Origin of the sequence: Polynucleobacter yangtzensis (genome assembly GCF_027924165.1) — a bacterium.
Classification (GTDB): Bacteria; Pseudomonadota; Gammaproteobacteria; order Burkholderiales; family Burkholderiaceae; genus Polynucleobacter; species Polynucleobacter yangtzensis.
This window is the reverse complement of record NZ_AP026973.1, coordinates 593,946-606,043: the sequence shown is the minus strand read 5'-3', so window position 1 is coordinate 606,043 and position 12,098 is coordinate 593,946. Positions and strand designations below refer to the sequence as shown.

The 12,098-nt window shown below is 45.8% G+C and carries 12 protein-coding genes; 2 read left to right on the top strand and 10 right to left on the bottom strand.

Features of this window, described 5'->3' with window-relative positions:
* Positions 1–48: 48 nt before the first annotated feature.
* From QMF28_RS03195 to QMF28_RS03155, 9 genes are all read right to left on the bottom strand, one after another.
* Entirely contained in the window at positions 49–270 is a 222-nt protein-coding gene (locus QMF28_RS03195) for a hypothetical protein (RefSeq protein ID WP_068321747.1), read from the bottom strand.
* Positions 271–385: 115 nt separating this feature from the next.
* Positions 386–1,036, bottom strand: coding sequence for a TorD/DmsD family molecular chaperone (locus QMF28_RS03190; protein WP_281743233.1), 651 nt, complete (start codon positions 1,034–1,036; stop codon positions 386–388).
* Complete coding sequence (locus QMF28_RS03185; protein WP_281743232.1) at positions 1,029–3,122, bottom strand: 4Fe-4S binding protein; 2,094 nt, start codon at positions 3,120–3,122, stop codon at positions 1,029–1,031. The genes QMF28_RS03190 and QMF28_RS03185 overlap by 8 nt, the downstream gene beginning before the upstream one ends.
* A gap of 11 nt (positions 3,123–3,133) precedes the next feature.
* Positions 3,134–3,712: a DUF3306 domain-containing protein gene (locus QMF28_RS03180; RefSeq protein WP_281743231.1), complete on the bottom strand. Its 579-nt coding sequence runs from the start codon at positions 3,710–3,712 to the stop codon at positions 3,134–3,136.
* Positions 3,712–4,227, bottom strand: coding sequence for a DUF3305 domain-containing protein (locus tag QMF28_RS03175; protein ID WP_240480894.1), 516 nt, complete (start codon positions 4,225–4,227; stop codon positions 3,712–3,714). Before QMF28_RS03175 ends, QMF28_RS03180 begins: the two co-directional genes overlap by 1 nt.
* 32 nt (positions 4,228–4,259) lie before the next feature.
* Entirely contained in the window at positions 4,260–5,348 is a 1,089-nt protein-coding gene (apbC, locus tag QMF28_RS03170; protein WP_281743230.1) for an iron-sulfur cluster carrier protein ApbC, read from the bottom strand.
* Between the two features lie 129 nt (positions 5,349–5,477).
* A complete protein-coding gene (locus QMF28_RS03165) occupies positions 5,478–6,419 on the bottom strand; it encodes an inorganic phosphate transporter (protein WP_420865687.1) in 942 nt (313 codons plus the stop codon).
* Positions 6,420–6,499: 80 nt separating this feature from the next.
* A complete protein-coding gene (locus tag QMF28_RS03160) occupies positions 6,500–7,147 on the bottom strand; it encodes a DUF47 domain-containing protein (RefSeq protein WP_281743229.1) in 648 nt (215 codons plus the stop codon).
* 66 nt (positions 7,148–7,213) lie between these two features.
* Positions 7,214–7,408, bottom strand: coding sequence for a heavy-metal-associated domain-containing protein (locus QMF28_RS03155; RefSeq protein WP_068321772.1), 195 nt, complete (start codon positions 7,406–7,408; stop codon positions 7,214–7,216).
* A 51-nt stretch (positions 7,409–7,459) separates the two neighbouring features.
* On the opposite strand from QMF28_RS03155, the gene QMF28_RS03150 reads away from it, so the two are divergent.
* Complete coding sequence (locus QMF28_RS03150) at positions 7,460–9,730, top strand: heavy metal translocating P-type ATPase (protein ID WP_281743228.1); 2,271 nt, start codon at positions 7,460–7,462, stop codon at positions 9,728–9,730.
* Between the two features lie 23 nt (positions 9,731–9,753).
* On the opposite strand, the gene QMF28_RS03145 is transcribed toward QMF28_RS03150, so the two are convergent.
* A complete protein-coding gene (locus QMF28_RS03145) occupies positions 9,754–10,551 on the bottom strand; it encodes a DUF3047 domain-containing protein (RefSeq protein ID WP_281743227.1) in 798 nt (265 codons plus the stop codon).
* A gap of 47 nt (positions 10,552–10,598) precedes the next feature.
* On the opposite strand from QMF28_RS03145, the gene QMF28_RS03140 reads away from it, so the two are divergent.
* On the top strand, positions 10,599–12,095 hold the full coding sequence (locus tag QMF28_RS03140; protein WP_281743226.1) for a glycosyltransferase family 39 protein: 1,497 nt from the start codon (positions 10,599–10,601) through the stop codon (positions 12,093–12,095).
* Positions 12,096–12,098 lie beyond the last annotated feature (3 nt).

Below are 12,098 nucleotides of genomic sequence, written 5' to 3'. Positions count from 1 at the left end.
CCCTGAGAAAGTTTTTTTATTTATTGAATAACCAACAAGATCTAATACTTAAAGCTTTGTAGTTTCGTAGTACTTACGCATATGCGCAGTAATTTGCTGCCCATCATGATTTGGCTTCACTGTGCTGCCAATTTCTTGCATCACCGCTTTACCAACTGAAGTTTGAGAAGCCACCGCAACAGCGCCAACAGTGGCACCTGCGCCAATAAAAAATTTACGGCGTGATGGTTTGTTTTCTTCGCTTAAAGCAACATTTGTTTTAGTGCTCATGGCTTGCTCCTAATTAGTTTTTATTGATTTTGATCAAGTGTAATTGGTAATTGCATTTTTCGCATATCGTCATATCGAAATACGTATAAGGCTTACCCTGTATTGCGGTGCAGCATTAAATCATGTCAAAACTTTGTCCCTCAATAGCCAGGAATTCTCTGGTCAGCGCGGCAACTGGGCGGTACAAATGCATCTCCGGAATGCCCTCTATTGCATCGCATAACTCGTCATACCAGGGGCGAATATGTTCATTGAAAAAAACCCTTTGATTTGTAAGGTTGGAGATTTCCACATCATCCCCGGCTATGAGGTATCGCATGACTTCGCAAAGAGCTGAAATATGGTCTTCTGTTTCGGTAATTTCTTCCGCAGCTTCCAGCCCAAACTCCTGCAAAGCCCTGCGGATGTTGACCAAAGGCTTCTCATTTAAGTGGCCAGCCATATAAAAAGAGCCGTTCAAGACCACATTAGGCTTGCCAATGCTAATGAAATTCAAGTCGAACTCCTCGTGCCAAGCTTTAGCAGGATTGTTTTTGGCAACCTCAACAACATCCATCCAAACCTTTGCCAATGGAGCCTCGTCAGTAGCGTCATGTTGATCAGCCGTAGCAGCGATTTGATCTAAGAGCTCTTGATCTGGCGGCAACTGAAACAGGCGGGCAATCAAGCCATACAAATCTGCTCTTGCCAGATCCTCCGGTAAACCAACATCCCCTACCTCAGCCGTCATATTTTCTTTTACTGCTTCTTTAGCTGTTTCACTCATGTTCTTTTTTCACCATATCTACCACTCGACAATCACTACACATCTTTAATCGATCCATTGCCGCTCCAGCAAATGCCCCGTGTGTACCTAACTTTGTCAGCATCAAATCAACCATCTTGAGCGTTCCGAAAACTTTGCCGCAACTAATGCAATGAAAGGGTTGAGTTTCATTCAGAGTTACCTTTTGCTTACGCTGCTCTACAGTCCGCAAACGAGGGGCAAGAGTTAATGCATGCTCTGGGCAGGTTTGCGCACAAATTCCGCATTGAACGCACTGCTTTTCAATAAAGGAAAGGATGGGCTCATCAGGATTATCTAAAAGTACGCCTTCAGGGCAACTGCTTACGCAAGACATACACAAGGTACAAGCATCTTTGTTGATCGTCAGTCCGCCTAACAATGAGGATGATGGAAGTGCAACACCCACTTCAGGCAAAGGTGTTTTAGCTTGCTTTTGTAAGTGCTCCAGAACTGCTTCGAGCGTTTCTCGCTTCTGATTCGACAAGCCCATGCTTGTGGGAGTGCAAATTGAATTTAGTGAGCCGCGTTGACGCAATGCACCCATTGCCTTCGATACCGTTGATAAATCATCGGTGGAGCTTGCCAATATCAAATGAATTCGCTCATCAAATCCATATGCTTTGAGAATACTATTCGCTAATCCTGCCTGCTCTTCGAGAGTAGCTCGGTATGCCGGATCTTCATCCCCGCTTAGCAACAAAATGACTTCAGCAAAACCATAGGACAACGCACCTAGCCACAAGTCCAAACCAGTCGAGGCAATGTGCTCAATACCATAAGGGATAACAAATGCTGGAAGGCCTTCAAACTGCTTTGGCATGATGTGCGAGGATCTACCCAAGCCATCAATCATTTGAGTACCAGCTTTTAGAGTGTGCAATAGCAAACTAGGTGCCATAGCTTGGTTGATCTTTTTAGCTTCAGCTGTAAATACATTCGCTACTGTTTTTAACTCTTTACCCTGGTGAGCAACGCTTGGATAGTTGTAGCTCATGGCACCAGATGGGCAGGAGGTAGCACAAGCGCCACAGCCCATACATAGATTTGGATTTACCTCTACAGAACCCTGACCATTTTTAAAGATGGAACCAATAGCGCCGGTTGAGCAAACATCAATACAAGCACTACAACCGACTTTGCCGTTGCGACCATGCGCGCAAATCTTTTCGTTATAAGTAAAGTATTTGGGCTTTTCAAACTCACCCACCATCTCGGTTAATTGATTAACTGCGAGCGCTTGATCGAGAGGATCATTGCCGGGAGCAAAATAACCCTGCGGAGTCTGACTCATACGCATTTTTGGATCAGTACGTAAATCCAAAATCAAATCGAATTCAGAATTGCGTCCGCGTTCTTTTCGATCAAATGAGATAGCGCCAATACCAGCACAGGCAGTAACGCAGTCGCGATGAGATTTACATTTGTTCAAATTAATCTGGAAGGAGAGGTCAATAGCGCCCTCAGGACAAACCTCAACGCAAGCACCACAGCGGGTACACATCTCTGGATCAATTGGATTTTGCAGATCCCAGTCCACCGAAAAGTTACCGAGATATCCGTCCAGCTTTGTAACAGCGCCGGTGTAGATCGGGTAGCTTCTATTGAGTGGCAAATCGCCAGGCTCAGTACATAGAACGGATACATCCAAAGCAGAGCTTAATTTTTCTGCCCATGGAATTGCTTGAGATCCTGCACCAATAATCAACAACCTGCCCTGGCTTTCATAATTCACCACTGGAACTGGATCAGCCTCAGGCATATCAGCTAAAGCTAGCAGCGCAGCAATCTTGGGTCCCGATGTTTTTGCTTCTTGCGTCCATCCTGCAACTTCACGGATATTTACAAAACGTAATGGGGCAACGAGAGGTTTCTCAGCCTGATCCGCTAACTCACCAAATAGCGCAGCCTCTTGTGTACACGCCACCACTACAGAATCTGAGCCCTCCAGAGCCTTCAAAAAGGATCCGACCTCTTGCCTACACAAAGAAGTGTGCATCGGCACGCCGAGTGCTTTTGCATCCAAAGGCATGGTGCTATTACAGTTACAGACTAATTTTTGACTCATGCGCTATCTTCTTAAGTTTTTTTCTGTTCAGGCTCAGTCGAAGCATCTTTAGGGACCTCGTCCAACTGGGCGGAGAGATTTGGTTGTTTGGATGTTAAATCACTTTGCTTTTGTGCATCCAAAGCGCCAGCCTCCAACTCAGGATTAGAGGCCTGAATCTCGGTTTGTCGAGAATCTGTGGTTACCTCTTTAGCAGAGTCATCAGCAGTCTTGCTGAAAAGATTCAGCATATCGCTCTGCACCATTCTTTCAAGCATTCCTGGCGGCAGAGGGTCTGGCTTGCTGTAATCGTCAATGTAGATATCCAGCCCATCCATGATGTTGAAATGGGGGTCTGTGAACATTTTCTTTAAAGCAGCCTGTTGAACAGTAGGATCGACATCCGGCTTCATAAAGGCAGAAAAATCGGGGTCAAAGCGATCGATCTTTGCAACATCGTCTAACGTAGGTAACGGCGGGGTCTCCTCTGCAGCTTGCTCAACAGAAGCCACTGGAGTCGCCTCTTTGGGCGCCTCAGTTTTGTTCTCTACAGGATCCGCCTCTAAACCCGCCTTGCGCTTAGACCAACGACCGAGAAACCCATCAGCCATTATTCCTCCGCAGGGCGTTGTGCACCCTTAAATGATGCAGGCTTATGACGCTTTTTAGGCTCTGGATGATATTTTTCATTTACATACTCTTGTAACCAAGATGCATGTTGCTCACTCATGGGAACCGTATCAACTGACTCTCCACCATCAAGCAAGCGAGCGGCTTCGTTATAACTAACGCAAATACGATGTGGAACTGCGAATGATGATTCCGCCTTTGCTAATTCAAGTGATTGCTCGTCAACATAGCGCTCAATATCTTCCTCAAGACGCCACATTACAAACCAGCTTGGGGTCGTGGCAGAAACGTTGAGGTAGTAACCCTCAGCCTCATCAGGGAAAAGATCAAGTTCGTAGCCAGTAAATAACCAAGACTCTCCCTCGGCATCGCGCCCAAGAAACTGACCAGAAATAGCATTGCTTTGTTTACTATTAAATTGCCCTAAATCAGGCACCACTTCTTGAGGCGCCCAGCGGTAAGAAACCCATGGGTTATCTATATTTTGTTTACGCATTAATACAGCAAAGCGCATAAATGTTCAGGGCCTTAAGTGTTTTGAACAACAATGTTCGGAAATTTACTGCTCATATCTTTGGATAGAGTAGCAACACGGATAGCAACCTGTCTAGCAATGCCTTTATAAATCGCGCTAATTGCACCATCAGGGTCTGCAACCACTGTAGGACGCCCTGCGTCTGCCTGCTCTCGTATAGATAGATTCAAAGGTAGATCACCCAAGAAATCCACTCCATATTCTTTGCACATCTTTTGACCGCCACCCGTACCGAATACATGCTCTTCGTGTCCGCATTTTGTACAAACATAGGTGCTCATATTTTCAATGATGCCAATGATAGGCACGCCTACCTTTTCAAACATCTTCAGACCTTTGCGAGCATCTAACAACGCAACGTCTTGAGGTGTAGTAACAATCACTGAGCCGGTAACAGGAACTTTTTGCGCCAGCGTTAATTGAATATCACCAGTACCTGGTGGCATATCCACAATTAAATAGTCCAAATCACGCCAACGGGTTTGACGAAGCAACTGCTCGAGAGCGGAAGTTACCATCGGACCACGCCAGACCATTGGGGCATCATCATCAATCAAAAAGCCAATTGAACTTGCCTGCAAGCCATAAGCCTCCATTGGCTCAATCGTATTCTCTTCAAGAGAGTCTGGTCTACCAGTAATACCTAACATCATTGGCTGACTTGGGCCGTAAATATCTGCGTCCAAAATGCCAACCTGCGCACCCTCGGCCGCTAGAGCTAAAGCCAAGTTAACTGCTGTTGTGGATTTTCCAACGCCGCCCTTACCGCTAGCAACTGCAATAATATTTTTTACACCCGGCAATAGCTTCACGCCACGTTGCACTGCATGCGCAACAATTTGACTGGAAATATTGACGCTGACATTTTTAACACCAGACAATTCTCGTAGGACGTTAATAACTGATTTGCGAATCGAATCAAACTGACTTTTGGCTGGATAGCCTAGTACGATGTCTAAAGAAATATCGCCATCTTCTACGCGGAGATTCTTTACATTTTTTGCAGTAACGAAATCAATCTTAGTATTAGGATCAACTAAGCCTTTGAGTGCTGCCTGGACTAACTCTGGTGTAACCGACACAACCTTCTCCTAATATGAATAAACCTAGAATGGGATTCTAGGTTTTGGTATTTTTCTTAATTAGCGCTAGCTTACTCGTAGCCGCAAATATTTGCTGAAAGAATCCTCAGCCACCCGCAATAAAGCGCTTTAGAAAATGAGCAGACTCAGATAATAGACCGCCATGGACATGAGCGCAGTTGCTGGAATGGTGAAGATCCACGCCCAAACGATGTTTCCGGCAACCCCCCAGCGAACTGCACTAGCCCTTTGAGTTGAGCCAACACCCACAATAGCCCCAGTAATCGTATGGGTAGTGGAAACGGGAATGCCAATTGCCGTTGCGGCAAATAAAGTAATTGCGCCACCAGTTTCGGCACAGAAACCACCCACTGGCTTAAGCTTAGTGAGCTTCTGCCCCATAGTTTTAACAATGCGCCAGCCACCAAACATCGTGCCCGCTGCAATAGCGATATAACAAGAAATAATTGTCCATGTAGGTGGCATCTTTGCACTAGCTTCAGCGTAACCAGTGATGATGAGTAAAAGCCAAATAATGCCGATAGTCTTTTGAGCATCATTACCACCGTGACCTAAGCTATAGGCACTTGCTGAAACTAATTGCAAACGACGGAACCAGCGATCTGTTTTGGCTAAGTTTGCATTTCGGCAAATCCACGCAACGATCAACATCATTAAAGAGCCGAGCAAGAAGCCAACAAACGGTGAAATGAAGATGAAGGAAACGGTTTTAATGATTCCTGACCAAACCAAGCCATCTGTGCCCGCTTTTGGTAATGCAGCGCCAACTAGACCACCGATCAAAGCATGAGAGGAGCTTGAAGGAATACCGTAATACCAAGTAATCACGTTCCAAATAATCGCGCCCACCAAGGCGCCAAAGATCACATGTAAATCAACAGCTGCAGGATGAACAATTCCCTTACCTACAGTTGCAGCAACACTTAAATGAAAAATGAAGATGGCTAGAAAGTTAAAGAATGCTGCAAATACCACTGCTTGCTGCGGCTTCAAAACTCCAGTGGAAACTACAGTGGCAATAGAGTTGGCGGCATCATGAAAACCATTCATGAAATCGAATGCAAGCGCTAACGCTACTAAAAGCGCTACAACCCAAAAAGCTACTTCTATCGCTGGCAACTTAATTCGCCTTAAGAGTTTTCAAGAACGATGCCTTCAACCAAATTGGCAACGTCTTCACATTTGTCGGTAACTTCCTCGAGCAGCTCATAAATACGCTGGCACTTAATGAGTTCGCGCACTTCGATATCTTCGCGAAATAAGCGAGTAATCGCAGTAGATAAAAGGCGATCAGCCCCTGACTCCAAATGATCTATCTCGTCACAAGTCTTCAAAGCGGCTTTGGCGACCTCTGGATCAGAGATATCTTTTAACGTAGCAACCGCGTTCTTCATACTGATGCAGCACTGATTACACAGCTCTGCCATTTGCACCATTTCTGGGGTCATTTGCTTTACATCATATAAATGCATTGCCTCAGTACCGTTTTGCAATAAATCGGCTACGTCATCCATCGTATTGATGAGTGAAAAAATTTGATCGCGGTCGATCGGGGTAATAAACGTTTTGTGCAAACGACGATGCACTTCTTTTACTACGTCATCGCAAGCATGCTCTGCTTTATCAACATCTTGTGTGTATTTAGCACGCAGGACTTCATCGTTGTAGTGCTCGACGAACTTCAAGAAAGATTCGGAGGCGGAGACGATATTGTTAGCGTGCTCATTAAAAAGCTCGAAGAAATTACCATCGTGAGGCATTAACTTACTGAAGAACATAAATCACGATCCTTTAGGAACAAAAACTGCGGGTTTTGTTAGGTTTGATGACATTCTAAACAATTGCTATTTAGCAACTGGAAAGCCAGCGTCTGTTATAAGCTGACCGGCCTGCGCTTCAGATAATGTCGTTTCTAGTTTGACAGTCTGGCTTGCCAAGTCGACCTGAACTTTAGCTTGAGGGTCCTGAGCCTGAATTGCTCTCGTGACCGCATTAATACAGCCTCCACAAGTCATCCCAGATACTTTTAAAGTCAACATATAGGCCTTTTTGATGTAATTACGGCTTGCATGCAGTAGATTATCTTCTATATGAACCCACAAATAGACACTAAATCAGAGCTATTTACTCTGGATATCGGCGGGATGACTTGCGCCTCCTGTGTGGGCAGGGTTGAGAAGGCTTTGGATAAAATGCCCGGCGTAGAGGCTGCCAGCGTGAATTTGGCAACGGAACAGGCCAAAGTGCGGTTAAAAGCAGATTCTGGGCTCAATGTGGACGACCTTATCGCCACAGTCCAAAAAACAGGCTATGAAGCAAAAATCAGCAGCCCTCATCAAATTTCAGTAACAGCACCCTCTAAGCTGTTTTGGGGTGCAGATGGTTTGGGGCGCGTATTGCTAGGGTTCGCCCTCTCCACCCCACTTTTTCTCCCGATGCTCCTCATGCCTTTTGGCATTCATTGGGCACTTTCTCCAAAGTGGCAACTTCTGCTTGCTACCCCCGTACAATTTTTCTTAGGTTGGCGCTTTTATAGAGCAGGCCTCAAATCTCTCATGTCCGGTGTGGGCAATATGGATTTGTTGGTGGCACTCGGCACAAGCGCAGCATACGGCCTCAGTATTTACCAAATGATTGCATCACCACATGCGAGTCACGAACTGTACTTTGAAGGATCTGCGGTCATTATCTGCATGGTTTTACTAGGCAAATGGCTAGAGGCCAGAGCTAAGCAACAAACTAGCGAAGCAATTCGTGCATTACAAAAGTTGTGGCCAGAGCATGCCAAAGTCATTGAATGCGATATTGTCATTGCAGAGACCTCTGCATTAGATCAATTTCGTGATCTGCCTTTAGATCAGGTATTTCCGAAAGACCGTATCTTGGTTATGCCTGGCGAGCGCATTCCGGTGGACGGCATCATTCTACTTGGCAATAGCCACATTGATGAATCACTGCTCACTGGAGAAAGTGATTCAGTCAAAAAACGTATTGGAGAAAAAGTTATCGGCGGCTCACTCAATGGCGAAGGTGTCTTAGTCATTGAGGCTCAAGCGGTGGGCGTTGAGAGCGTACTTTCTAAAATTATCTCCCTGGTTGAAGATGCGCAAACCCAAAAGGCACCAATACAAAAATTGGTAGATCAGGTGAGTGCTATTTTTGTTCCTAGCGTGATCGTGATTGCAATCATTACAGGATTGGCGAACTGGTTTTATTTAGACTCAGCATCCATTGCTATATTGAGAGCAGTATCGGTACTCGTGATTGCCTGTCCATGTGCACTAGGACTTGCAACGCCAGCAGCCATCATGGCAGGAACCGGGGTAGCTGCGCGTTTTGGAATTTTAATTAAAGACCCACAAGTTTTAGAGTTGGCGCATCGCTTGAACGTGGTTGCGTTTGATAAAACGGGAACACTCACCGTTGGCAAACCAAGACTACTGAAAGTCATTTCTTTTAGCGGATCATTTTCTGAGAATGACATTCTGGCAACAGCTGCAGGTCTTCAACTTGGTAGCGAGCACCCTCTTGCAAAAGCACTCCTAGACGCCGCCAAACAAAATGGTTTGACCCCGATAACGCCAACCGATAGCAAAGCATTGCCGGGTATTGGTATTAGCGGTAAACCTAGCGCTGGCGCTCTTGCTGGGCAGAGCCTTACTATACAAAGCATTGCATCCCTAGAGAGCAACCACCATCATGCCGAAATACTAAGAAAGGCTCAGGCTTGTTTTGAGGCCGGTCAGACTGTTTCAATCTTGATGAGCGATGAAGTAACCCCTTCGCCAATTGCCATATTCTCATTTGGGGACGAGCTGAAAGAGAATGCTCAAGAGGCAATTACCTCGTTACGCCACCTCAATATTCGCGCTGTAATGCTTTCTGGTGACAACATCGCTGCTGCAAATCGTGTTGCAAGAAATATTGGCATTCAAGAAGTATTTGCGCAAATTATGCCAGGCGATAAAGCGGAGATTATTCATAAACTTCAATCTAAAGATGGTCATCGCCAATTTGTTGCAATGGTAGGCGATGGTGTCAACGATGCGCCCGCCTTAGCTACCGCAGATGTTGGTATGGCCATGTCTACTGGCACTGATGTTGCAATGCAGGCTGCTGGCATCACCTTAATGCGAGGCGACCCCACATTAGTTGCAAATGCGATTGATATCTCCAAGCGAACCTGGCAAAAAATTCAGCAAAATTTATTCTGGGCCTTTATCTTTAACGCCACCGGCATCCCCTTGGCTGCGCTGGGCTATCTCTCGCCGATGTTGGCCGGAAGCGCCATGGCACTGTCTAGCTTTTGCGTTCTGAGCAACGCGCTTTTACTCAAGCGCTGGCGCCCTACTCACTACTAAAAATATCATTTAGTACGTTTTACTTATTTTGTATTCTTGCGAATCAATTCAATATCGCCATAAAACGCTCGTGTCTCTGACTTGGTGTTATCAGTATCCGTCAGCAAGGCAATGCCAATGACTTCACCAGGCGCTTCGCCATACGCACGCTTGTAGTCAGCAGCTAAATCACGCTGGTGCTTATGCCACTGCCCTAAATTATCCCAACCAGAATCCACCACAATCATTTTGATACGAGAGGTATGTGCATTTGTAATGATGGTATCGACAGGTGATTTTCCAGACCAGATATACATCAGCGTGGCATACGGCATCTCTTGACCGCTAATAAGATTGGCCATCTCAAAAGTCATTTTTTCTTTTAAGGGTAGCTTGGACTTATTGCCATCAAATGCAACCAAAATACGCAGCGGCGCATCGTCAGCATAACCATCGGCATTGTCAGCATTAACGATTGGGTTCAGCGCCTTCCACTCCCATTGCAGTAGTAGGTTTGATGCCTGACGAGGACGCAACTTTACAGCTAATCCAGAAGCAGAGGTTTTTGAGTTTGCACTCAGCACTGTTTTTCCTTGGTAACTCTCAAGGCGATACACCGTATTCTTTTTAAAGGGCGCTATGCGATAAAAATTCCACCCGTTTGGCATGCCGTTTCGAGCTGTCTCGGCAGAGAATTTAGGTAGCTCCTCTTGGGCCGGCAGCTGTTCAGCATTAAATGGTTGACCGGCTTCGTTTTGCACCGAATCACCACCTAAGCCAGCGCAGCCGACCAAAATAAGGATCGTGCTGAGAATAAAAAATAAAGGAGCTCGCTTCCACATGCCTTAATTGTCCCAAAGATTGCTCGATGTGAGTCTAAAATCATCTCATGCGCCATCAATCACCCTCAAGCTGGGCCGTTATCTGCGTCTTTATTGCCGCGGTAGTGCATTTGGCCCTGGGTTTTTCTATTGAGTTCTCAGTCGATGAGGCTCACTACGCTTTGTATGCCCAACACCTGGCTTGGAGCTATTTCGATCACCCTCCTTTAGTAGGTTGGATTCAGTGGCCTTTGGTTTCCCTGACATCTTCAGAGGGTGTTATTCGCTTTATCCCAGAATTATTGTGGATCATTTCTTGTTATTTGACTTATCAAGTCACCATTGAGCTTCATCGCCTGATTCAAGGACGTAATGCTGGCTACCTCACCAGCGCACTACCATCAGCAAATTTATGCGGTCTATTAGCAGTGTTAATTATTACTGCCGCACCGATGCTGCATGTACTAGCAATTGGTTTATTGCCAGATACCCTGCTGGCACCGTTAAGCCTTGGTCTGATGCTAATGGCACTTCGTTGGCTAAGGAAAGATCAATTCAGTATTGGTGATTGGATTGTGACTGGTATCTTGCTCGGCCTCGCGGGCCTTAGCAAATACACCGCCGCATTTACAGCGTTTGCATTGTTGTTTGTATTCCTCAGTTCACCCAGAAAATCTTGGTTCACTAAAGTAGGTTTCTGGCTAGCAGCATTGACAGCCCTATTGCTCATCTCACCCGTGCTTTATTGGAATTGGGTTAATGACTGGATTTCATTTAAATACCAACTTGCTCATGGGGGCGGCGGCGAATGGCTTTGGCGTCGACTGGCTGCGTATCTTGGTATTCAGATTCTCGTCTTTGGCCCACTCTTCATATTAGGTTGCGTAATCTTTATAAAAGACTGCATGCATGGGGCGAAGCTTTCTCTAGTTGCACTTTTAGGATTCTTTTTTATTCCTTTTGTAATTTTTACCAGCTTAGCGGGTGGAGGCGGCCTTCCTCACTGGACCTCGCCCGCATGGTTCTGTCTCGCTCCTTTTGCCGGAATTGGTTTAGCAAAAGCATGGGCAATGCAACATCGCCATTGGATTCGCATTTTGTTTTTCATCCAAATTGCAATGTGTTGTATCGGCTTTGCTTATGTCTTATCGGGAGGCATCAATACAGCCTCGATTAAATCCAATCCAATTGCAGATTTATATGGATGGAAAATTGCCGGCCAGAAAGCAGCGGAGCTTTCTAAAGCCACTAAAGCAAATGGCATCGCTGTTCAAAACTGGACCCTAGGTAGTCGCGCTGCTTGGTATGCATCACCTACCCCGGTATTTGTTTTAGATCAGAGACAAGATCAATTTGACCTCTGGTTTGGCGAGATTCCGATTGGCGCAAATATCCTTCTTATTAGCTGGTCTAGCATGATCTACCCTCTGCCGGTAGGCAATAAGTCCGCCTTTGAGGCATGCCAGCCCCTTGATAGTCTTGAAATTGAGCGATTTGGTCGAATTTTGTCCAAATTTGACTTTAGCCTTTGTAGCAACTGGCGGGGGCCAGGCACTTCAGAGTAATTC